Annotated in this window: 21 protein-coding genes; 9 read left to right on the forward strand and 12 right to left on the reverse strand. The window is 66.1% G+C overall.

Features of this window, described 5'->3' with window-relative positions; translation table 11 throughout:
* From ACXJKJ_RS27825 to ACXJKJ_RS27840, 4 genes are all read right to left on the reverse strand, one after another.
* Positions 1-412 (reverse strand): AAA family ATPase (locus ACXJKJ_RS27825; RefSeq protein ID WP_457394223.1); only part of this gene is annotated, 412 nt, incomplete at its 3' end.
* Between the two features lie 2 nt (positions 413-414).
* Positions 415-1,020 carry an outer membrane lipoprotein chaperone LolA gene (gene lolA / locus ACXJKJ_RS27830; RefSeq protein ID WP_457394188.1) on the reverse strand — a complete coding sequence of 202 codons (606 nt, stop codon included), beginning with the start codon at positions 1,018-1,020 and terminating at the stop codon, positions 415-417.
* Entirely contained in the window at positions 1,017-3,404 is a 2,388-nt protein-coding gene (locus ACXJKJ_RS27835; RefSeq protein ID WP_457394191.1) for a DNA translocase FtsK, read from the reverse strand. Before ACXJKJ_RS27835 ends, lolA begins: the two co-directional genes overlap by 4 nt.
* A gap of 16 nt (positions 3,405-3,420) precedes the next feature.
* Complete coding sequence (locus ACXJKJ_RS27840; protein WP_056196243.1) at positions 3,421-4,089, reverse strand: Crp/Fnr family transcriptional regulator; 669 nt, start codon at positions 4,087-4,089, stop codon at positions 3,421-3,423.
* A 164-nt stretch (positions 4,090-4,253) separates the two neighbouring features.
* Here ACXJKJ_RS27840 and trxB point away from each other — a divergent pair, with 164 nt between their 5' ends.
* From trxB to rpmG, 3 genes are all read left to right on the forward strand, one after another.
* Positions 4,254-5,213, forward strand: a complete 960-nt coding sequence (gene trxB / locus ACXJKJ_RS27845) for a thioredoxin-disulfide reductase (protein WP_056196236.1) — start codon at positions 4,254-4,256, stop codon at positions 5,211-5,213.
* Positions 5,214-5,535: 322 nt separating this feature from the next.
* Complete coding sequence (rpmB, locus tag ACXJKJ_RS27850; protein WP_056196235.1) at positions 5,536-5,769, forward strand: 50S ribosomal protein L28; 234 nt, start codon at positions 5,536-5,538, stop codon at positions 5,767-5,769.
* Positions 5,770-5,803: 34 nt separating this feature from the next.
* A complete protein-coding gene (gene rpmG, locus ACXJKJ_RS27855) occupies positions 5,804-5,974 on the forward strand; it encodes a 50S ribosomal protein L33 (RefSeq protein ID WP_025564431.1) in 171 nt (56 codons plus the stop codon).
* 100 nt (positions 5,975-6,074) lie between these two features.
* On the opposite strand, the gene ACXJKJ_RS27860 is transcribed toward rpmG, so the two are convergent.
* From ACXJKJ_RS27860 to ACXJKJ_RS27870, 3 genes are all read right to left on the reverse strand, one after another.
* A complete protein-coding gene (locus ACXJKJ_RS27860; RefSeq protein ID WP_457394194.1) occupies positions 6,075-6,560 on the reverse strand; it encodes a DUF3016 domain-containing protein in 486 nt (161 codons plus the stop codon).
* Between the two features lie 102 nt (positions 6,561-6,662).
* The gene (locus ACXJKJ_RS27865) at positions 6,663-7,874 is read right to left on the reverse strand and encodes a DesA family fatty acid desaturase (RefSeq protein WP_457394198.1); all 1,212 of its coding nucleotides are present in this window, start codon (positions 7,872-7,874) and stop codon (positions 6,663-6,665) included.
* Between the two features lie 129 nt (positions 7,875-8,003).
* A complete protein-coding gene (locus ACXJKJ_RS27870; protein ID WP_056196227.1) occupies positions 8,004-9,266 on the reverse strand; it encodes an RsmB/NOP family class I SAM-dependent RNA methyltransferase in 1,263 nt (420 codons plus the stop codon).
* A 35-nt stretch (positions 9,267-9,301) separates the two neighbouring features.
* Between ACXJKJ_RS27870 and ACXJKJ_RS27875 the strand changes: the two genes are divergently transcribed.
* Positions 9,302-9,955, forward strand: coding sequence for a DUF1345 domain-containing protein (locus ACXJKJ_RS27875; protein ID WP_457394201.1), 654 nt, complete (start codon positions 9,302-9,304; stop codon positions 9,953-9,955).
* On the opposite strand, the gene purN is transcribed toward ACXJKJ_RS27875, so the two are convergent.
* Positions 9,948-10,580 (reverse strand): phosphoribosylglycinamide formyltransferase, encoded by a 633-nt coding sequence (gene purN / locus ACXJKJ_RS27880; RefSeq protein ID WP_457355158.1) that lies wholly within the window; start codon positions 10,578-10,580, stop codon positions 9,948-9,950. The two genes, ACXJKJ_RS27875 and purN, sit on opposite strands and share 8 nt — an antisense overlap.
* Positions 10,581-10,638: 58 nt before the next feature.
* On the opposite strand from purN, the gene trpS reads away from it, so the two are divergent.
* The 3 genes from trpS to ACXJKJ_RS27895 all read left to right on the forward strand — a co-directional run bounded on the left by trpS (position 10,639) and on the right by ACXJKJ_RS27895 (position 13,480).
* Positions 10,639-11,652, forward strand: a complete 1,014-nt coding sequence (trpS, locus tag ACXJKJ_RS27885) for a tryptophan--tRNA ligase (RefSeq protein WP_457355159.1) — start codon at positions 10,639-10,641, stop codon at positions 11,650-11,652.
* A gap of 92 nt (positions 11,653-11,744) precedes the next feature.
* Complete coding sequence (locus ACXJKJ_RS27890) at positions 11,745-12,140, forward strand: DUF3717 domain-containing protein (RefSeq protein ID WP_394326319.1); 396 nt, start codon at positions 11,745-11,747, stop codon at positions 12,138-12,140.
* Positions 12,137-13,480, forward strand: coding sequence for an MATE family efflux transporter (locus ACXJKJ_RS27895; RefSeq protein WP_457394204.1), 1,344 nt, complete (start codon positions 12,137-12,139; stop codon positions 13,478-13,480). The genes ACXJKJ_RS27890 and ACXJKJ_RS27895 overlap by 4 nt, the downstream gene beginning before the upstream one ends.
* Here ACXJKJ_RS27895 and ACXJKJ_RS27900 read toward each other — a convergent pair whose 3' ends face one another.
* From ACXJKJ_RS27900 to ettA, 4 genes are all read right to left on the reverse strand, one after another.
* Positions 13,481-14,854, reverse strand: coding sequence for a HAMP domain-containing sensor histidine kinase (locus ACXJKJ_RS27900; RefSeq protein ID WP_457394207.1), 1,374 nt, complete (start codon positions 14,852-14,854; stop codon positions 13,481-13,483). It lies immediately after the preceding gene.
* 165 nt (positions 14,855-15,019) lie between these two features.
* Entirely contained in the window at positions 15,020-15,739 is a 720-nt protein-coding gene (locus ACXJKJ_RS27905; protein WP_082568011.1) for a response regulator, read from the reverse strand.
* A gap of 91 nt (positions 15,740-15,830) precedes the next feature.
* Entirely contained in the window at positions 15,831-16,319 is a 489-nt protein-coding gene (locus tag ACXJKJ_RS27910) for a Spy/CpxP family protein refolding chaperone (RefSeq protein WP_457394211.1), read from the reverse strand.
* 140 nt (positions 16,320-16,459) lie between these two features.
* Positions 16,460-18,124: an energy-dependent translational throttle protein EttA gene (gene ettA, locus ACXJKJ_RS27915; RefSeq protein ID WP_457394214.1), complete on the reverse strand. Its 1,665-nt coding sequence runs from the start codon at positions 18,122-18,124 to the stop codon at positions 16,460-16,462.
* A gap of 74 nt (positions 18,125-18,198) precedes the next feature.
* Here ettA and ACXJKJ_RS27920 point away from each other — a divergent pair, with 74 nt between their 5' ends.
* The gene (locus tag ACXJKJ_RS27920) at positions 18,199-19,767 is read left to right on the forward strand and encodes an ABC transporter substrate-binding protein (protein ID WP_457394217.1); all 1,569 of its coding nucleotides are present in this window, start codon (positions 18,199-18,201) and stop codon (positions 19,765-19,767) included.
* A 154-nt stretch (positions 19,768-19,921) separates the two neighbouring features.
* Positions 19,922-21,239: DEAD/DEAH box helicase (locus ACXJKJ_RS27925; protein ID WP_457394220.1), on the forward strand; the 1,318-nt coding region annotated here is incomplete at its 3' end.

A 21,239-nucleotide genomic window follows, 5' to 3' on the forward strand; every position in this document is an offset into this window, starting at 1 on the left:
CGCCGATGAAGGTGAACAGGCCGGACTCGACATGCGGCAGGAAGGCGTCCTGCTGGGCCTTGTTGAAGCGGTGCACCTCGTCAACGAAGACCACCGTACGCCGGCCCTGCTGGGCTGCAATCTGGGCACGGTCCACCGCTTCGCGGATGTCCTTCACGCCACCCAGCACGGCCGAGATGGCGATGAACTGCGCGTCGAAGGCACCGGCCACCAGGCGCGCCAGCGTCGTCTTGCCGACACCGGGCGGGCCCCACAGGATCATGCTCTGCAGCCGCCCCGCCTCGAAGGCCGCACGCAGCGGCATGCCTGGGCCTAGCAGATGGCGCTGGCCGATGACCTCGTCCAGCGTCTTCGGGCGCAGCCGTTCGGCCAGCGGCGGCGCGGGCGGGTCGGCGTCGAAGAGCGAACCGATGCTCACTGCTCGATCAGATCGGCCCCGGCCGGCAGCTTGAACTGGAAGCGCTCGGCCGCGACCGGCACATTGGCCTGCACGGCGCTGAAGTCCAGCCGCGAGCGCTGGCCGAAGCTGTCGACGATCTCCATCGCCGCCAGCTCCTTGCCCTTGAAGCCGAGCTTGAGCGATTGGATGGTGGATTCGGCCTGCTTGGGCGCCGCCTGCACCCAATCCAGGCCGCCGTCGCTCGCTTGAGACTTCAGCGTGAAGTCGCGTTCAAGATTGCTGCCGGCGAGCAGCGCCGCCGGCGTGGCGCCCAACGCGTCCGCCAACTTGCGCGAGCTGGCCTGGTTGAGGTCGGCGTCATAGATCCAGACCTTGTGGCCATCGGCGACGATGACTTGCTCGAAGGGCTTGGCATAGGCAAAGCGAAAGCGGTTGGGCCGCTCGAACTCGAAGCTGCCTGAAGAGACCTTCTTGCGCTTGCCGTCGGGCGACGTCACCGTTTGCGTGAAATTGGCCTTGCCGCTCTTCACGTCGCGGCCGAAGTCGCGCAGCGCATCGACCGCATCGGCGTGGACGATGCCAGCAATGAGCAGCGTCAGGGAGAGCAGGAGTTTCTTCATTCGTCTCGTTTAGGAATGATCAGTTCACGGCTGCCGTTGGATGCCAGCGCGCCAACGAGGCCGGAGTTTTCCATCTGCTCCAGCAGCCGCGCGGCGCGGTTGTAGCCTATGCGCAGATGGCGTTGCACCAGCGAGATGGAAGCCTTGCGATGTTGTAGGACGATAGCCACGGCCTGGTCGTACATGGGGTCTTGCTCACCGCCGGCCTCGCCCGGCGCCGGCGCCTCGCCGTCGATGCCGTCGAGCACGCCACCTTCGAGAATGCCTTCGATGTAATTGGGTTCACCCTGGGACTTGATGTACTCCACAACGCGGTGCACCTCGTCGTCGCTGACAAAGGCGCCATGCACGCGGATGGGCAGGCCGGTGCCCGAGGGCATGTAGAGCATGTCGCCCATGCCAAGCAGCGCCTCGGCGCCCATCTGGTCGAGGATGGTGCGGCTGTCGATCTTGGAGCTGACCTGGAAGGACAGGCGGGTCGGGATGTTGGCCTTGATGAGACCGGTGATGACGTCCACCGACGGCCGCTGCGTGGCCAGGATCAGGTGGATGCCGGCCGCGCGCGCCTTCTGCGCCAGGCGAGCGATCAGTTCCTCGATCTTCTTGCCGACGACCATCATCAGGTCGGCCAGTTCGTCGATGACGACGACGATGAACGGCAGGCGCTCCAGCGGTTCGGGTTCTTCGTTGTTCAGCGCGAACGGATTCGGAATGCTGATGCCGTTGGCCTTGGCCTCGTCGATCTTCTTGTTGTAGCCGGCGAGGTTGCGCACGCCCATCTTGGACATGAGCTTGTAGCGCCGCTCCATCTCGCCAACGCACCAGTTCAGCGCATTGCTGGCCTGCTTCATGTCCGTCACGACCGGTGCCAGCAGATGCGGGATGCCTTCGTAGACGCTCATCTCCAGCATCTTGGGGTCGATGAGGATGAGGCGCACATCACGGGCCTCGGCCTTGTAGAGCAGGCTGAGGATCATCGCGTTGATGCCCACTGACTTGCCCGAACCGGTCGTGCCGGCCACGAGGCAATGCGGCATCTTGGCAAGGTCGGCGACGATGGGCAGGCCGACGATGTCCTTGCCCAGGCCCATGGTCAGCTGGGACGACGCGTCCGCGTAGACCTGCGAGCCGAGGATTTCGGACAGGCGGATGGTTTGGCGGCGCGCGTTCGGCAGCTCCAGCGCCATGTAGTTCTTGCCCGGGATGGTCTCGACGACGCGGATGGACACGAGGCTCAAGGAGCGCGCCAGGTCCTTGGCGAGGCCGACGATCTGCGAGCCCTTCACACCGGTGGCCGGTTCGATCTCATAGCGCGTGATGACCGGGCCGGGGGATGCGGCGACCACATGCACCTCGACGCCGAAGTCGCGCAGCTTCTTCTCGATGAGGCGGCTGGTCATTTCCAGCGATTCAGGCGTGACCGTCTCCTGGCGGCCGGGTGCGGCGTCCAGCAAGTCAACTTGCGGGAGCTTGGCGTCGCCGGCGTCGACGAACAACGTCTGCTGGCGCTCCTTGGCCACCCGCGTGGACTGGGGCACCTCGACGACCGGCGCCTCGATGACGAGCGGCGCGTGGTCGGCTCCACCTTGTTCCCACTGGCGTTCGGCTTGGCGCTCGACCTCGACCTCCTGCTCGCGCTCCTTCACCGCCTGCTCACCGGCCTTCTGATCGGCCTTCATCTCGCGCTGCTCGATGCGCTTCTCGCGCAACTGCTCGATACGCTCACCGATGCGCTCCGCCAGATGCCCCCAGGAGAAGCGGAATGCCCAGGCCATGCCGGTCAGCAGCAGCACGATCCAGACAACGCCGGAGCCGGCAAAGCCCAGGCCCCTCATACCCAGGGGCCCGAGCGCATAGCCGACCAGGCCGCCGGCATGGCCGGGCAGGCGCGCCTCGAGGGCATAGAGGCGGCTCCACTCCAGCGCGCAACTCGCGCCGATGAGCAGCACGATGCCAGCCCAGAACCGCGCGCGCTGGCTCCAGCGCAGCACGGGGTCCACGTCATGGCGCAACAGCCCGGCCAGGCTGCGCAGCCAGCCGCGCAGGGCCAGCAGCGGCAACCACCAGGCGGAAAAGCCGAACAGGAACAGCAGGCCGTCCGATAACCAGGCGCCAAAGCTGCCAACGCGGTTGCCGACGAGGTCTCGCTGGCCGCTGGTGCTGAAGGCAGCGTCGCGCAGGTCGTGCGTCGCCATCGCCAGCACGAGCAGCGCGAGCAGCAGGGCCGTCAGCGCCAGCCACAGGGGCGTGCGCAGCAGCCGCGAGGCGGCTGACGGCGGGGCCACTTCGCGCTTGGGCGTCTGGCGGCGGGTGGGTTTGGCGGGAGCGGCGGGTTCGCCGGCGGCATCGTCACCGCCCAGCAGGGAACCGAGGGGAAAACTCATCCCCGCATTGTCGCTGTCAATCGTGGGTCAGCCGTTCCTTGATGACCACCGAACCGTTCTCAAGCGTTTCAATGACGCCGCGCTCTTCCAGGTCCTTCATGACCCGGCTGACCATCTCGCGCGAGGCACCCACGACCTTGGCCATGTCCTGGCGCGAAACCTTGCCGCGGATCAGCTTGATGCCCTTCTCGTCCTCGGACATGTCCAGCAGCGTGCGCGCCACGCGGCCATAGACGTCAAGCAGCGCCAGGGACTCGATCTGCCGGTCGGCATTGCGCAAGCGCGCCACCAGCCCGCGCAGGATGCCGTAGGAGAGGCTGCTGCTCTCGGGCAGGCAGCGCGCGAACTCGAGCCGGCCGAGCACCAGCATGTCGGTCTGCACCTCGGCGCGCACCGTGGCCGAATGGGGCTCGTTGTCGATGAGGCTCATCTCGCCCACGTAGTCGCCCGACTGCAGCACGGCAAGAATGACCTCGCGGCCGCGGTGGTCGGCCGTCAGCACGCGGGCACGGCCGTTGAGCAGGATGAAGAGGGCGTTGGACTTGGTGCCCTGCTCGACGATCAGTTCGCCGCGCTTGAAGCGGCGCTTGACGACGCTGTCGGCGATGGATTGGGCCTGATCGGTGGTCAGCATCGAGAACAGCGGAACACGGCGGATCAGGTCGAGGTTGGAAATCATCGCCATATGCAGTCTCCAGGTTTGGGCCCCAGGCAAGCGGCAAGAAATGCGCCTGCCTAAAATGGCGTGCATTGTGCACACGCGGCAGGCTTCTCCGCATCGGGTAAGGCCGGGGTTTTCACCCCTAAGACTACCTTGCGAGCCGTTAACCCGCCCTCACCTTCCCTGCCATGACCGCTACGACCCAACACCACGGCCTGCTTATCCTCGGTTCCGGCCCCGCCGGCTACACCGCCGCCATCTACGCTGCACGCGCTAATCTCAAGCCTACGCTGATCACGGGCATGGCCCAAGGGGGTCAACTCATGACCACGACGGAGGTCGACAACTGGCCGGCCGACGTGATGGGCGTGCAGGGCCCCGAGCTGATGCAGCGCTTCCAGCAGCATGCCGAGCGCTTCCAGACCCAGATCGTCTTTGACCACATCAATGCGGTCGATTTCTCCAAGCGCCCCTTCACGCTGACTGGCGACAGCGGCACCTATACCTGCGACGCGCTGATCATCGCGACCGGCGCCTCTGCAAAATACCTCGGCTTGGACTCCGAACAGGCCTTCATGGGCCGCGGGGTCAGTGGTTGCGCGACCTGCGACGGCTTTTTCTACCGCGGCCAGGAAGTCTGCGTCGTCGGCGGCGGCAACACGGCCGTCGAAGAGGCGCTGTATCTGTCGAACATCGCCAGCACGGTGCACCTGATCCATCGCCGCGACAAGTTCCGCGCCGAACCCATCCTCATCGACAAGCTCAAGGAGAAGGCCGACGCCGGCAAGATCGTGCTGCATTTCTTCCAGCAGCTCGACGAGGTGCTGGGCGATGCCTCGGGCGTGACCGGTGTGCGCATCCGCAGCACGCTGGACGACAGCAAATCGGAAATCAAGCTGCACGGCTGCTTCATCGCCATCGGCCACCAGCCCAACACCGACATCTTCAAGGGCCAGTTGGAGATGAAAGACGGCTACATCATCACCAAGAGCGGCCTGAACGGCTTTGCGACGATGACCAGCGTGCCGGGCGTCTTCGCGGCCGGCGACGTGCAGGACCACATCTACCGCCAGGCCATCACCAGCGCCGGCACGGGTTGCATGGCGGCCTTGGACGCCCAGCGCTTCCTGGACCAGGAAAACGGCTGACCCCTCGTCCGGCCACGCCCCACTGAACGTGGGCGAGTCCAGCCGGTCCCCCGAGGGGACGGCGATGCTCTCGGCATCGAGCCGCGAGCACATCGCCCGACGGGCCGGCTCGGGAGCGGCCCAGCGCTCGGCCCGGAAGGCGTAGCACGGCCTTCCTGGTCCGCGGGTTTTCCGCTACACTCGCGGGCTTGCCTGCTGGATGGACCGCATCCAAAGCGTTGATTCGAAAGAATTTCGCCTGAGGATTAGCAGGCATATGCGGTCAAAGGGCCGCTCGAAAAGTTCGGGCGGCTGGTCAAAGAAGTCAAACCGGAGAAGCGTCATGGCACGCGTCTGTCAAGTCACGGGCAAGAAGCCCATGGTCGGGAACAACGTTTCCCACGCCAACAACAAAACCAAGCGTCGGTTCCTGCCGAACCTGCAGTACCGCCGTTTCTGGGTGGAATCGGAAAATCGCTGGATTCGCCTGCGCATCACGAATGCCGCTCTGCGTTTGATCGACAAGGTCGGCATTGACCAAGTCGTCGCCGATCTGCGCGCCAAGGGCGCGCTCTGATCGTCGCTCACTGACCTACTGAAGGAATACGACCATGGCATCCAAAGGCGGCCGCGAAAAGATCAAGCTGGAGTCCACTGCGGGCACCGGCCACTTTTACACGACGAACAAGAACAAGAAGACCACGCCCGAAAAGCTCGAATTCATGAAATTCGACCCCAAGGCGCGTAAGCACGTCCTGTACAAGGAAATCAAGCTGAAGTGATGAATGGCGGCGCGAGCCGCCAACCGCACGCAAGCAAGCAAAACAAAACCCGCCAAGCGGCAACGCTGGCGGGTTTTTTGCGTCCTCTGACCGGGCAGCTTCAGCGCGCCGCGGTCACTGTGGCGCCAAACTCCTGCTTGAACCAGCGATCAAGCATGCGCTTTTCATAGCGCAGCGTGTCCCCACTTGAATAGCCATTGAAGCCGTCCTGGTAGTTCATGTCACGCAGCTTGACCTCGTCCTGCCGGACGACCTTTTCGCCCTCTCGTACTTCGTAGTTGAAGGCGATGGACGGCAGTGTGACGGTGCGCATGACGCGCAGCCATTGCATGCGGCGGCCGAACGGCTCGACCTCGCCGGCCAGATCCACGTCGGTCACGTTGATCCGCACATCCCGGCCCGGAAGGCGCTTGCCGACCTGCTCGACAAGATAGGCTTCGATGTCCTTCAGCACCTCGGGCTGGCGGAAGCCGTTGTTGTCCTTGATGTCCGAGAACTTCTCGGAACCGATGAAATTCACCTGCACATCGGCGCGCGCGGTGGCGGCCAGGGCGAACAGGGCAACGGCAATCCAGCGGTATTTCATGGCAAGCCTCCTAAGCAAATCAGCGACTGCATACGTCAAGTCTAGGCCAGCCCAAGAAAAAGGGCGCCCGACGGGGCGCCCTTTACTTCAGGAAACCAAAGCTCAGGTGTGAGCAGCGCGCAAGCGCATCGAGAAGGCCTGCAGTTCGGCAATACCACTCTCCTCGGCGCGGCGGCACCAGGCCTGCAAGTCGGCGACCAGTTGCTCGGCCGACACATTCGTGCGCGTCCACATCTGGCGCAGTTCCTCGCGCATGGTCACCAGCTTGTCGATGACCGGGCTGGCAGCGCGGRCATTCGCGAGGTCGCCGTGCACGGCGACCGGGATGCGCTCCTCGTCGCGGTGCAGCCAGCGTTGGGCCTGCTTGAACTCCTCAAACCGCGCGCTGTGCTTGCCGCCCTCGGCCTTGATTTTGGCCAACTCGGCGGCGCAGGCCGCTTTCAGGTCACGGGCATAGCTGGCCATGACTTCGTAGCGATTGGCGATCAGTGCCTCGAGCGTGCGCGCGTCGGCCGGCTTGATTTCACCCAGGCTCAACTTGGGTGCCGTCTTGCGGACCTTGGCCATGCCCAGCATTTCCAGGCCACGGATATACATCCAGCCAATGTCGAACTCGTAGGGCTTGACCGAGAACTTGGCGGACGTCGGGTAGGTGTGGTGATTGTTGTGCAGTTCTTCGCCGCCAACGRTCAGCGTCCAAGGCGTCAGATTGGTCGACGCGTCGGGTGCTTCGAAATTGCGATAACCCCAGTAGTGGCCGATGCCATTGATGACGCCGGCAGCCCAGATTGGAATCCAGATCATCTGGATGGCCCAGATGGTGGCGCCAATGGCACCGAACAGCGCCATGTTGACGATCAGCAGCAGCGCGACGCCCTGCCAGCTGTACTTGGTGTACAGGTTGCGCTCGATCCAGTCCTCGGGCGTGCCGCGGCTGTACTTGGCAATCGTCTCGGCATTCTTGGCCTCGGTGCGGTACAGCTCAGCGCCTTCGGCCAGCACCTTCTTCAGGCCGCGGGTCTGCGGGCTGTGGGGGTCTTCCTCGGTTTCGCACTTGGCGTGGTGCTTGCGGTGGATGGCAACCCATTCGCGGGTGACCATGCCCGTCGTCAGCCAGAGCCAGAAGCGGAAGAAATGCGACGGGATGGGACCGAGATCCAGCGAGCGGTGAGCCTGTGCGCGATGCAGGAAGATCGTGACCGAAGCGATCGTGATGTGGGTCACAACCAGCGTAAAGATCACTAATTGCCAGGCGCTGAAACCCAACAGGCCATCGGCCAGCCAGTTCATCAGCGCGTTCAGGATGTCGTTCATGCGTCCAAGACCTCGGCCACAGCGGCCATGCAAAGGAATGTCAATTGTAGAGGAGAGCCCCCAAATTCAAGGGGTTTGGCGCACCGTATTCAGGCGGTGACGTGCGAATCGACGCGTTCTTGACCTGCGTCAGGCCGACCTTTCCCATGCGACAGCAAAAAACCCGTCTGTGGCGTGTCGGTGAGGCCACAACCGGAGTGCGCCGTTTTCCACGACTTCATCGGAGCGTTCAACCTGGGCCTTGGCAAGCGCCTCTCCCGCGGCGAGCGGCTTGAAGTCGGGATGGGCGGCGGCAAACTCGGCCGCGATGACCTCGTTCTCGGCATCCAGCAGGCTGCAGGTCGCATAAACCAGCCGGCCTCCCGGCTTCACCAGGCGGGCGGCGCTGGCCAGGATGGCGCGCTGCTTGGCCTGCAGTTCAGCCACTCCCTGGGGCGACTGGCGCCATTTCAGGTCGGGGTTGCGGCGCAGCGTGCCCAGGCCGGAACAGGGCGCGTCGACCAGCACGCGGTCGATCTTGCCGGCCAGGCGCTTGATGCGGTCGTCGCGCTCATGGGCAATCTGGGCCGGATAGACGTTGGACAGGCCGCTGCGCGCCAGGCGCGGCTTCATCGCCGTCAACCGGTGGCCGGAGGTGTCGAAGGCATAGAGCCGACCTGTGTTGCGCATGGCTGCGCCCAGGGCCAGGGTCTTGCCGCCGGCGCCGGCGCAGAAGTCCACCACCATCTCGCCACGCTTGGGCGCCAGCAGCAGGGCCAGCAACTGGCTGCCTTCGTCCTGTACCTCGATGCCACCGCTGGTGAACAGCTCCAGCTTTTGCAGCGCCGGCTTGCCATCGATGCGCAGGCCCAGCGGTGAATACGGCGTGGGCACGGCGTCAATGCCGGCGGCCTTGAGTTGCTCCTGGGCCTCCTCGCGCTTGAACTTGAGAGCGTTGACCCGCAGGTCCAGCGGCGCAGCCTCGTTCAGTGAGGTGGCGAGCTTCCAGAACTCTTCCTCGCCCAGCCGGGCCAGCAGCGGCTCGGCCAGCCATTCGGGCATGTTGTGGCGCATCTTGGACGCCAGGCTCATCGGGTCGATGGCCTGGACCTGCTCCAGCCAATGCTGCTCCTGCGGGCTGAGGGCCCCACGCAGGAAAGCGGCATTGCCGCGCCAGGCCAACATGGCCAGGCGGCGGTGCATGGAGCCGCTGCCGCTCTGGGCCAGGTTCTGGAACTTGATTCGCTCGCGCAACAGCGCGTAGACCGTCTCGGCGAGGCAGGCGCGCTCGCGCTGGCCGAGATTCTTGTGTTGTCGGAAGAAGGCGGAGACGGTGGAGTCGGCCGGGGCTTCGAGCTGGTTCACGACGGCAATCAGCTCGGCGCTCAGCTCCAGGAGGGCATTAGGATGCATCGCCCCATTATCCCAAGCGCCCTGCTCCTTGCCGCATGAATCTCTGGACCCAGCTGCGCCTGCGCCCCCGGCTGCTGTTGTCCATCCTGATCGGCAGCACGCTGGCTGCGTTGTGGCCAGGCGCTGTGCCGCTGACCACGCGCCTGCTGCTGGGGTGGGACTTCACGCTGTGGATCTATCTGCCGCTGGCGCTTTGGATGATGCTGGGCCGCGCGGGCTCGGTGAATGTGCAGCAGCGCGCCAGCCAGCTGACCGAAGGCCTGCCCGTCATGCTGCTGCTGGCCGTTGGCGGGGCGCTGGCCAGCTTTGGCGCCATTGCGCTGGAACTGGGTTCGGCCAAGCAAGCCCATACCGCCAACGGTTTGACGCTCGCCTTCGCCATTGCCACGGTCTGCAGCTCCTGGCTGCTGCTGCCGGTGGAATTCGGCATCGCCTACGCCAGCCTCTATCACGGCGGCGGCAAGGCGTCACATGGGTTGGAGTTTCCAGGCGACGACGAAGGACCGCCCGACTACGGCGACTTCCTGTACTTCTCGATCACCGTGGCGGCCACGTCGCAGACCTCGGACGTCAGCGTCAGCTCGCGCGCCATGCGCCGCCTCGTGCTGGTTCAAGGCCTGCTGGCCTTCGTCTTCAACACCGGCGTGCTGGCGTTGACCGTCAATATCCTCGCCGGGCTGATCAGCTGAGCAGCAACTGCTGAGCCGCACCGTCGCGGTGAGTGACGCGCTCGCCGTCCCACACCAACGCACCTTCGACAAACCAGCGCACCGACTGCGGATAGATGCGGTGCTCGGCCGTCAGCACGCGGGCCGACAGCGTCTTCGCGTCGTCGCCAGGCAGCACCGGCACGACCGCCTGCATGACGATGGCGCCATGGTCCAGCTCGGCGGTGACGAAATGCACCGTCACACCGGCGACCTTGCAGCCCATCTCCAGCGCTCGCTCATGGGTGTGCAGCCCGGTGAAGGCCGGCAGCAGCGACGGGTGGATGTTGAGCATGCGGCGGGCATAGCGCGCCGTGAAGCCGGGCGTCAGGATACGCATGAAACCGGCAAGCACGACGAGGTCAGGCACGAAGCTGTCAATGACGCGGGCCAGCTCGGCATCGAAGCCCTCACGGCTGGCATAGGCCTTGTGGTCGACAACGGCGGTCGCAATGCCATGCTCAACCGCGAACTGCAGGCCGCCCGCATCGGGCCGGTTGCTGATGACGGCGGCCACCTCGGCGGGCCAGCCCTCGGCTTGGCAGGCCTTCACGATGGCCTCCATGTTGGAGCCCCGCCCCGAAATCAGAATCACCAACCTCTTCATGGGGCGGCAGTTTAGGGGGCGGCTGACCGATCGCCCCTTGAACGACAATCCGCGCCCCATGTCGAACCCCACCCTGAACCTCAAGCCAAGCCGCCCTCGCGTGCTTTCTGGCATGCGCCCGACCGGCGCCCTGCACCTCGGCCACTACCACGGCGCTATCAAGAACTGGGTGCGGCTGCAGGACACGCATGACTGCTTCTTCTTCGTCGCCGACTGGCATGCGCTCACCACCCAGCGCCCGAGTGGCGAGACGCTGACCCGCCACGTCTACGAGATGGTCACCGACTGGCTGGCCGCCGGACTGGACCCCGAGCGCTGTACCTTGTTCCTGCAAAGCCGCATGCCCGAGCACGCCGAGCTATTCACGCTGCTGGCCATGTGTACGCCGTCCTCGTGGCTGGCGCGCATGCCCAGCTACAAGGATCAGGTCGCCGCCGACCCCGAACTGGCGACGTACGGCTTTCTGGGCTACCCGCTGCTGCAGGCGGCCGACATCCTGCTCTACAAGCCTGCCGGTGTGCCGGTGGGCGAAGACCAGACCGCCCACGTCGAAGTGACCCGCGAAGTGGCACGACGCTTCAACCGGCTCTATGCCGAGGCCGCGCCCATCTTTGTCGAGCCCCAGGCCCTGCTGACCGAGACCGCCCGCGTGCCCGGGCTGGACGGCCAGAAGATGAGCAAGAGCCTGGACAACGCGATCGCGATGCGCGACGAGCCCGAGGCTGTCGCCGCCAAGATCCGCACCATGCCGACCGACCCGCAGCGCGTGCGCCGCACCGACGCCGGCGACCCGGCGCGCTGCCCGGTCTGGCCGCTGCACCAGATCTACAGCGACGACGCGACCCGCGCCGCCTGCGACAGCGGCTGCCGCACGGCCGGCATCGGCTGCCTGGACTGCAAGCAGCCGTTGATCGAGTCCATCCAGCGCGAGCAGGCGCCCTGGCGCGAACGCGCTGCGGCCCTGGACCCGCAGCAGGTGCAGTGGACGCTGGAGGTTGGCACCGAGCGCGCCCGCGCCGTCGCGCGCAAGACGCTGCGCGAGGTGCGCGGCGCCATGGGGTTGGTGGCTTGAGCGGGGACGAGCGTAGGGCCGCCCCAAGCCGGCCCGACATTCCCTCGGGGGATCGACCGGCGTACCCGCCTGTCGAGGGGCCTCATTCTCTGATCCACGTGACTGACCTCGAGGCCGCCATCAACTGGTGGCGCGAACGTTCACCCTCGCCTGACGGCATCAGCGCCGCACCCGAGGTGCGTGCGCTGGCCGAGGCCTATGCGCTGCTCGCGCTGAGCCGCGCGACCGAGCTTGACCCTGCCACGCTGAAGCCCATGGCCCTGGATGCCTGGCTGGCCTGGTACGCGACGACGCCTGACTCACCCTGCATTGCGATCTGCTCCACGGCCCAGGGCGACGCCATCTGCAAAGGCTGCGGCCGCACCTTCGACGAAGTGCAGCATTGGCCGGCGCTCGACCCCTTCGAGAAGCGTGTCGTCTGGCACCGCATCACCCACGAAGGCACGGCCTGGCGTTTCAACCGCTACGCGGAGCGCGTGACCCGATGACCCGCATCCGCTTCATCGACAGCGTTCGCCGCCTCGTGCCGCTGGCCTGGCCCGTCCTTGTCGGCCAGATCGCCGTGATGATGTTCAGCACCATCGACACGCTGATGATGGGCCGCGTCAGCCCCGAGGACCTCGCTGCGTTCGCTGTCGGTTCGGCCGCCTACGTGACCATCTTTGTCGGCCTGATGGGCGTCATCCTCGCGGTCGGGCCCATCGCTGGCCGGCAGTTCGGTGCCCAGGATCTGCCCGGTGCCGGCAGCAGCTTCGTGCAGGCGCAGTGGCTGTCGGTGCTGCTCTGCATTCCGGGCTGCCTGGCGCTGTGGTTTCCGGATCCTTTCACGGCACTGGCCCACCTCGACGCAGCCCAGGCCGACAAGGTGCGCGCCTACACGCGGCCCGAGGCTTTTGCACTGCCCGCCGCCCTGCTCTTCACTGCCTTCCGTGGTTTCTCGACCGCCGTCAGCCGCCCCAAGGCCGTCATGGCGATGCAGCTCACCGGCCTGGCGGCCAAGGTGCCTTTGAACGCCGTGCTCGTCTTCGGCTGGGGTCCGATTCCTGCGATGGGCGTCGCTGGATGCGGCGTCGCGACGGCCATCGCGCTGATCGGCCAAGCCGCCGTTGCGATGCTACTGCTCAGGCGCGACGCCTTCTACCGGCCGTTCAGGATCCCGCACCTGTGGCAGACCCGACCGCATTGGGGCGAACTCACAGCGCTGGTGAAGCTGGGCCTGCCGATGGGCGGCTCCATCCTCGTCGAGGTGACGGGCTTCACCTTCATGGCCTTTTTCATCGCCCGTCTTGGCGCAACACCGGTCGCCGGCCACCAGATCGCCGTCAACCTCGTCGCGATGATGTTCATGATCGCGCTCGCAATGGCCACCGCCGCCGGCACGCTGGTCGCACAGCATCTGGGGGCCGACGAAAAGCACGAAGCGCGCACCGTCGGCAGGCATGCGATGACGCTGGCCACGCTGACCGCCGCGGGCGTCGGCGCCGTTGTCGCCTTCGCGCGCGAGCCCATCGTCGCCCTCTACACCTCGAATGCGGCGACAGCCGCCGCCGCACTGCCGCTGCTGGTCTGGGTCTGGTTCTTCCACCTCGGCGACGCCCTGCAGACGGTGGCGGCCTATGTGCTGCGCGCCTACCAGGTCGCCACGCTGCCGATGATCATCTACGTCCTGGCGCTCTGGGGCCTGGGCATCGGTGGCGGCTATTTCCTCGCCTTTGGCCAGAACGGCGTCGGCGCGGTCGGCTTCTGGCAAGCGGCCACCGCCGGCCTGATCACCGCCGCCTTGCTCCTCAGCCTGCTGCTCAGGCGGGTCTTCAACGAGAACCGCTGATCAGCGTCCCGCCGTGGGCAGGAAGATCACGAAGCGGCTACCGCCACCGTCGCGTGCCAGGCAGCGCACGCTGCCGCCGTGGCGCTCGGCGATCTGCTTGACGAGGCTCAGGCCCAGCCCGACGCCGCCCGCCATCTCGGCATGGCCGGGCAGCCGGTAGAAGGGTTCGAAGATGCGCTCGCGCAGATCGGCGGGCACGCCCGGGCCTCGGTCGGCAACGATGAATTCATAGCCTCCGGCGACCGGCCGCAGCGCCAGTTCCACGTCGGGGCCGCCGTAGCGGCGCGCGTTGTCGAGCAGATTGCGCAGCGCGCGGCGCAGGAGGCGCTCCTGACCGTCGATGCGAGCGGAATCGGTCTCGGGCTCAAAGGCGGCTTCCGCGTGAGCCGCCTCCTCGGCGCCTAGCGCGAGCAATTCGACGGCATGGGTTTCGCCAACCGCGCTGCCGGCCTCCAGCCGGCTGGCCAGCAGCACTTCCTCGACGAGCGCGTCCAACTCGGCGATGTTGACGTCGATCTCCTTCGCCAGGCGCTGGCGCTGTGCGGGCGCAGCGTCGTCCAGCATCGCGAAAGCCATCTTCAGCCGTGCCAGGGGCGAACGCAGCTCGTGGCTGGCATTGGCCAGCAGGGTCTGGTGAGAACGCAACAGTGTCTCGATGCGGTCGGCCGCCTGATTGAAGCTGGTGGCCAGGGCGGCCACCTCATCGCGACCACTGTCGTCGACGCGATGGCCCAGTTGGCCGGAGCCGAACTTCTCGACGCCACGCTTGAGCGCTTCGAGCCGCCGCGTCAGCCGGCGCACGACGGGATAGGCGCCGACCGCCACACCGATGAAGAGCAGCACCAGCACGACGGCCAAGGTCGACACCGCCGGCGCGCCTGGCGACACGGGGCGATGCAGCCAGGGGCCGGTCCAGGGACCTTCGTCCGATCGCTGCGCACGCGCACCCGGGCCGCCGGGACCGGAGGCGGCGCCCTGTGGGCCGCCGGGCGGGCGCACCGTGCGCACCATCTCCAGGCTGCGGCCATCGCCCAGGTTGGCGCTGACGATGATGGCGCCGGGGTCGTCGGCACGGCGCTGGAACATCTGCGTCGTCGCGATGCGCTTGCCGTCGGCATCCTCCAACGCGATCGGCATGCGCAGGCGCAACCCCCAGTCGGCAAAGACGGCAGCCTGCTCGGCACGCGGCGCGTCGGCCGGCGGCAGCGCGAGCTTGAGCAGCCCGGCCATCGCGTTCAGTCGCTCTCCAGCCGCCAGTTCGACGTTGCCGCGCTCCTGCTCGATGTGGCGCTGGAACAGCCATGCCGAGCCGAAGGCAAACGCCAGCAGAAGCGCGACCAGCGTCAGGTAGATGCGGACGTAGAGGCTTTTCAAATCAGGGGCGCGTGGAGTTTTGCGGGCTGAGCGCCGGGCCGCCCCTAGCCGGCCCGCGTAGGGCGATGTGCTTGTGGCTCAATGCCGCAAGCATCGCCGTCCCCTCGGGGGACCGGCTGGGCGCGCCCGCGTTCAGCGTGGCGAGACTGGACGAGGGGCTCACACTCAAGCAGCGTCCGCGTCGGCGTCCTGCTTGCGGGCAAAGACATAGCCGGCTCCACGCACGGTCAGCACGCGGCGCGGGTTCTTGGGATCGTCTTCGATGACGGCCCGGATGCGCGAGATGTGCACGTCGATGGAGCGGTCGAAGGCTTCCAGCGGGTGGCCCTTCAGCGCATCCATGATCTGGTCGCGGCTCAGCACCCGGCCGGGGCTTTGCGCCAGCACGACGAGCAGGTCGAACTGGTGGCTGGTCAGGTCGCAGATCTTGCCGTCCAGGCGAGCCACGCGGGCGGCCAGGTCGATCTCCAGGCGGCCGAAGCGCAGCACCTCGTCGCCATCCAGCTTGGGCTCCAGTCGGCGCAGCAGGGCCTTGATACGGGCTTGCAGTTCGCGCGGCTCGAAGGGCTTGGCGAGGTAGTCGTCGGCGCCCAGTTCGAGGCCCAGGATGCGGTCCATGGGCTCGCCGCGGGCCGACAGCATCAGCACTGGCTGGTGGCGCCAACGCGGGTCGCCGCGCAGCCAGCGGCAGAAGTCGAGGCCGTCGCCGTCGGGCAGCATCAGGTCCAGCACCAGCAACTCGAAGCGGCCATGGGCCAGGGCCTCGCGGGCTTGTGCCAGGTTGCCGGCAGTGCTCACTTCGAAGCCGGCGGCGCGCAGATAGTCGCCCACCATGCCGGTCAGGCGGACATCGTCATCGATCAACAACAGTCGGGCGCTACTCATCACCGGGGCAAGGGAAGAGAAAGGAATCCGGCGCGCCTCGGCGCCGGTGGAACGGGGCTCAAGCATCGCAGAACTCCTGGTCAAGGGCCAATCAGCCGGCGTGACGGGAAGCCATGCGGGCCTGGCGCTTCTTCATCACCTCGGCAATCTTGGCGCGCTGTTCGGGCGTCAGCACGCGGGCGGCGTCGATGCTGGCCTGGCTCAGGCGCTTGGAGGCGGCCTCGTGCTGGGCGCTCATCTGCACGCGCACGGCCTCGATTGCGGCGGCGTCGACGTTGGTGGCCGTGTAGAGCGTGGCCATCTGCTGGTGCAGCTTCATGCCGGCTTCGCGCTGGCCCGACAGATCCTGTCGGGCCGCCTTGAAGATGGCTTCGATCTGGCTGCGCTGGGATTCGGTCGCGCTGACCACGTCGAGCATGTGCTCGATGTGACCACCGAACAGACCGCCGGGCGCCATCATGGCCGGGCCGCCGTGGTGACCCCCGTGGGCAGGCTGGGCTTGGGCAGCAACACCGCCGAAGGCCAAGGCCGCTGCCACCGTACCGACGCGCCACAGGTTCTGAATCTGGAAGGACTTCATCAAAGGTCTCCTGGAAGAAGAGTGAGTGAGGTCATCTTCCAGGCGGCCTGTGTGGGATCTTTGGGGGTGGGGTAAAGAACTGTGTCGACAAACAGGGCCAGTTTTACTTGCGGTGAACCGGCCTCCCCTTCGATCAAGGCTTACTTGATGGGCTTGAAGCGCATGCGCTTCGGGCGCGCGCCTTCCTCGCCCAGGCGCTTCTTCTTGTCGGCCTCGTACTCGTGGAAGTTGCCGTCGTAGAAGAACCACTGCGAATTGCCTTCGCAAGCCAGGATGTGGGTGCAGATGCGGTCCAGGAACCAGCGATCATGGCTGATGACCATGGCCGAGCCGGCGAACTCCAGCAGCGCTTCTTCCAGCGCGCGCAGGGTTTCGAYGTCCAGGTCGTTGGACGGTTCGTCSAGCAKCAGCACGTTGCCGCCCTGGRSCARGGTCTTGGCCAGGTGCAGGCGGCCRCGCTCACCRCCGGASAGSGMRCCGACSAGCTTCTGCTGGTCSTKGCCCTTGAAGTTGAAGCGGCCGAKGTAGGCCCGGCTGGGCATGACGAACTTGCCGACGATGATGTTGTCCAGGCCGCCGGAGACGTCCTGCCACACCGTCTTGTCGGCTTCCATGCTCTCGCGGCTCTGGTCGACGAAGGCCATCTTGGCCGTCTTGCCGATCTTGACCGTGCCCGAGTCCGGCTGCTCCACGCCCTGCAGCATGCGGAACAGCGTCGACTTGCCGGCACCGTTGGGGCCGATGATGCCAACGATGGCGCCCGCCGGCACCTTGAAGCTCAGGTTGTCGATCAGCACGCGGTCGCCGAAGCTCTTGCTGACGTTCTCGAACTCGATGACTTCATTGCCCAGGCGCTCGGCCACGGGGATGAAGATTTCGTTCGTGACGTTGCGCTGCTGGTATTCGACGTCCGACAGCTCCTCGAAACGGGCCAGGCGCGCCTTGCTCTTGGCCTGGCGGCCCTTGGCGTTGGAGCGAACCCACTTGAGTTCCTCCTTCATCGCCTTCATGCGCGCGTCTTCGGACTTCTGCTCGGTCTCCAGGCGCTTTTCCTTCTGGTCCAGCCAGTCGGAGTAGTTGCCCTTCCATGGGATGCCGTGGCCACGGTCGAGTTCGAGAATCCACTCGGCGGCGTTGTCCAGGAAGTAGCGATCGTGGGTGATGGCCACCACGGTGCCGGGGAAGCGCTGCAGGAACTGCTCCAACCACTCGACGGATTCGGCGTCCAAGTGGTTGGTGGGTTCGTCCAGCAACAGCATGTCGGGCTTGCTCAGCAGCAGGCGGCACAGCGCCACGCGGCGCTTTTCRCCGCCGGACAGCACGCCGATGACGGCGTCCCACGGCGGCAGGTTCAGCGCGTCGGCGGCCAGTTCCAGCTGCAGGTCGGTGTTCTCGGAGCCGGCGGCGGCAATGATGGATTCCAGCTCGCCCTGCTCTGCAGCCAGCGCGTCGAAGTCGGCGTCCTCTTCGGCATAGGCGGCATAGACCTCGTCCAGGCGCTTCTTCGCGGCAAGCACGCCGCCGATGCCCTCTTCCACGGCCTCGCGCACGGTCTGGTCAGGGTTCAGGCGCGGCTCCTGCTCCAGGTAGCCAATCTTGATGCCCGGCATCGGCGTGGCTTCGCCCTCGTACTCCTTGTCGACGCCCGCCATGATCTTCAGGATGGTCGACTTGCCCGAACCGTTCACGCCCAGCACGCCGATCTTGGCGCCGGGGAAGAAGGACAGCGAGATGTCCTTCAGGATGTGGCGCTTGGGAGGAACCGTCTTGTTGACGCGGTTCATGGAAAAGACGTACTGGGCCATGGGCAAATCCTGTGAGGCTGAAAGGGCCTGCATTGCCTGGTATTGTCGCCGAGCCCGCGTTTCCAGGAAGTCAGATGCTCCGTCTTGCCGCCGCCCTGATCGTTCTCGCCACCGGCCTCGTCCAAGCCCAGACCCTGCGCTGGTCCAGCCAGGGCGACATGCAGACCACCGATCCGCATTCGCAGAACGAGGTCATGACCAACAGCCTGAACAACCAGGTCTACGAGGGCCTGACCCGGCGCGGCAAGGACATGAGCATCGGCCCGGCGCTGGCGACCGAGTGGACCCAGGTCACGCCGCTGATCTGGCGCTTCAAGCTGCGCCCGGGCGTCAAGTTCCACGACGGCACGCCCTTCACCGCCGACGACGTCGTGTTCTCGATGCAGCGCCTGCGCGACCCGAATGCGCCGCAGCGCGTCTATGCGAATGCCGTCGGCATCCCGAAGGCGGTGGACCCGCTGACCGTCGTCTTCGCGCTGGACAAGCCCAATCCCATCGTGCCGGAGCTGATAGCCAACCTGTTCATCATGAGCCAGCGCTGGTGCGAGCAGCACCGCGTGACGAAACCGCTGAACTTCAAGCAGCAGGAGGAGTCCTATGCCAGCCAGAACGCCAACGGCACCGGCCCCTTCATGCTGGTCAGCCGACAGCCAGGCGTAAAGACGGTCTTCAAGCGCAACCCCAACTGGTGGAACAAGTTCGAGGGCAATCTGCAGGAATTCATCTATGTGCCCATCAGCAACGACGCGACACGCACGGCGGCCCTGATCACCGGCGAGATCGATTTCGTGCTCGATCCGCCGCCGCGCGACGTCGCCCGGCTGCGCACCGTGCCCGAACTCAAGGTCGTGGACGGCCAGGAGAACCGCATCGTCTATGTCGGCATGGACCAGACTCGCGACAAGCTGCTCTACGGTCAGGCCCCTGGCGACAAGAACCCGTTGAAGGATTTGCGCGTGAGAAGGGCCCTGTATCACGCCATCGACATCGAGGCCATCAAGACCAAGCTGATGAGCGGCTATTCGACGCCCACCGGTGGCCTGACCTCATCGCCGCGCGGCGCCTATGGCGACCCCAAGCTGGAAACCCGCCTGCCCTATGACGTCGCGACCGCGAAGAAGCTGCTGGCCGAGGCCGGTTATCCGGACGGGTTCGACATCACGCTGGACTGTCCCAACAACCGCTACGTCAACGACGAGCGCATCTGTGTCGCGCTGGCCAGCATGTGGGCCCAGGTCAAGGTCAGGGTCAAGGTCAACGCCATGCCGCGCACGATGTACTTTCCCAAGGTCGAGAAATTCGACACCAGCCTCTTCCTGACCGGCTGGGGCGGGGGCTCGACCGATGCCGACATCATGCTGACCCCGGTGCTGCGCAACCGGGGCGAGCAGGGCGTCGGTGTGGCCAACTACGGCGGCATCGTCAACAACGAGGCCGACGCGCTGGCCGCCTCGTCCACCATCGAGACCGACCCGAAGAAGCGCGAAGCGTTGGTGAAGTCCGCGCTGCAGTCCTACCGCGACCAGGTCAACATCATTCCGCTGCACCGCCAGGTCATCCCCTGGGCCATGCGCAAGGAGGTCAGCATCCCGCATTCGCCGAATAACTGGGCCAGCATGGATTGGGTCACGGTCCGTAAATAGTTCAGCCGCTAGAATGGCCCCAACCGCCGCGCTTCTCAGTCTTGCGCGGCGTTCTCTTTTCAGCCCCTGCACGCCGCCCGCCCTGCCCGAAGACTGGCGCCGCTCTCCGCGGCGCGGCAGGCGATGCGACCAGGCGTGCTCACTCCCCTACCGAATGAGTTTCGATTCTCTCGGCCTGGCAGCGCCGCTGCTCAAGGCCATTGCTGACGCTGGCTACACCACCCCCACCCCCATCCAGGCCCAGGCCATTCCCGCCGTCTTGAACGGTGGCGACCTGCTGGCAGGCGCCCAGACCGGCACCGGCAAGACCGCCGGCTTCACGCTGCCGCTGCTGCACCGCCTGTCCACCGGCGAAAAGCTGCTCAACAAGCGCGGCAAGATCGCCATCCGCGCCCTCGTGCTGACGCCCACCCGCGAACTGGCTGCCCAGGTCGAGGAAAGCGTGCAGACCTACGGCAAATACCTGCCGCTGAAGAGCATGGTCATGTTCGGCGGCGTCGGCATGCAACCGCAGATCAACAAGCTGCGCGACGGCGTCGACATCCTCGTCGCCACGCCCGGCCGCCTGCTCGACCACGCGCAGCAAGGCACGCTGGACCTGTCGCAGGTGCAGATCCTGGTGCTGGACGAAGCCGACCGCATGCTCGACATGGGCTTCGTGCACGACATCAAGAAGGTGCTGGCCCTGCTGCCGGCCAAGAAGCAGTCGCTGCTGTTCAGCGCGACCTTCAGCGACGAGATCAAGAACCTCGCCGACCGCCTGCTCAACGCCCCGGCGCTGATCGAGGTGGCCCGCCGCAACCAGACCGCCGAAGCCATCGTGCAGAAGGTCCATCCGGTCGGCCGCGAGCGCAAGAAGGAGCTGCTGGTTCACCTGATCAAGGGCGGCGTGAGCGGTGAGCCCTGGCAGCAGGTGCTGATCTTCACGCGCATGAAGCACGGCGCCAACCGCCTGACCGACTACCTGAACGACCAGGGCATCAGCGCCATGGCCATTCACGGCAACAAGAGCCAGGGTGCGCGCACCAAGGCGCTGGCCGACTTCAAGACTGGCGACCTGACCTGCCTGGTGGCGACCGACATCGCCGCCCGCGGCATCGACATCGACCAGTTGCCCCACGTCGTCAACTTCGAGCTGCCCAACGTGGCCGAAGACTATGTGCACCGCATCGGCCGCACCGGCCGCGCCGGCGCCACCGGTGAGGCGGTCAGCCTGGTCTGTGTCGACGAGAACGGCTTTCTGAAGGAAATCGAGCGCCTCATCAAGCGCGAGATCCCCCGGGAAATCGTGCCGGGCTTCGCGCCCGACCCCAACGAGCGCGCCGAGCCCATCGTGCTGGGCCGCACCGTGCTGAACCCCAACGGCAGCCGGGGCCGCAACCCCAACCCGCCGGCCGGAGCCAACGGCCGCGGTGGCCGACCTGGTGGCGGCGGCGGTGGCCGTGGCGGCGACAGCCGCGGCGGCTCGCGTG

It is taken from the genome of Roseateles sp. P5_E1 (genome assembly GCF_054049335.1).

What these genes read in the sequence shown, in the direction of transcription:
- trpS (WP_457355159.1), top strand. Translation starts at nt 10,639, where the DNA reads ATGTCGAACCCCACCCTGAACCTCAAGCCAAGCCGCCCTCGCGTGCTT.
- ACXJKJ_RS27910 (WP_457394211.1), bottom strand. Translation starts at nt 16,319, where the DNA reads ATGAAGTCCTTCCAGATTCAGAACCTGTGGCGCGTCGGTACGGTGGCA.
- rpmB (WP_056196235.1), top strand. Translation starts at nt 5,536, where the DNA reads ATGGCACGCGTCTGTCAAGTCACGGGCAAGAAGCCCATGGTCGGGAAC.
- trxB (WP_056196236.1), top strand. Translation starts at nt 4,254, where the DNA reads ATGACCGCTACGACCCAACACCACGGCCTGCTTATCCTCGGTTCCGGC.
- lolA (WP_457394188.1), bottom strand. Translation starts at nt 1,020, where the DNA reads ATGAAGAAACTCCTGCTCTCCCTGACGCTGCTCATTGCTGGCATCGTC.
- ACXJKJ_RS27840 (WP_056196243.1), bottom strand. Translation starts at nt 4,089, where the DNA reads ATGGCGATGATTTCCAACCTCGACCTGATCCGCCGTGTTCCGCTGTTC.
- ACXJKJ_RS27875 (WP_457394201.1), top strand. Translation starts at nt 9,302, where the DNA reads ATGAATCTCTGGACCCAGCTGCGCCTGCGCCCCCGGCTGCTGTTGTCC.
- ACXJKJ_RS27860 (WP_457394194.1), bottom strand. Translation starts at nt 6,560, where the DNA reads ATGAAATACCGCTGGATTGCCGTTGCCCTGTTCGCCCTGGCCGCCACC.
- ACXJKJ_RS27920 (WP_457394217.1), top strand. Translation starts at nt 18,199, where the DNA reads ATGCTCCGTCTTGCCGCCGCCCTGATCGTTCTCGCCACCGGCCTCGTC.
- ACXJKJ_RS27835 (WP_457394191.1), bottom strand. Translation starts at nt 3,404, where the DNA reads ATGAGTTTTCCCCTCGGTTCCCTGCTGGGCGGTGACGATGCCGCCGGC.
- purN (WP_457355158.1), bottom strand. Translation starts at nt 10,580, where the DNA reads ATGAAGAGGTTGGTGATTCTGATTTCGGGGCGGGGCTCCAACATGGAG.
- ACXJKJ_RS27905 (WP_082568011.1), bottom strand. Translation starts at nt 15,739, where the DNA reads ATGAGTAGCGCCCGACTGTTGTTGATCGATGACGATGTCCGCCTGACC.
- rpmG (WP_025564431.1), top strand. Translation starts at nt 5,804, where the DNA reads ATGGCATCCAAAGGCGGCCGCGAAAAGATCAAGCTGGAGTCCACTGCG.
- ACXJKJ_RS27895 (WP_457394204.1), top strand. Translation starts at nt 12,137, where the DNA reads ATGACCCGCATCCGCTTCATCGACAGCGTTCGCCGCCTCGTGCCGCTG.
- ACXJKJ_RS27870 (WP_056196227.1), bottom strand. Translation starts at nt 9,266, where the DNA reads ATGCATCCTAATGCCCTCCTGGAGCTGAGCGCCGAGCTGATTGCCGTC.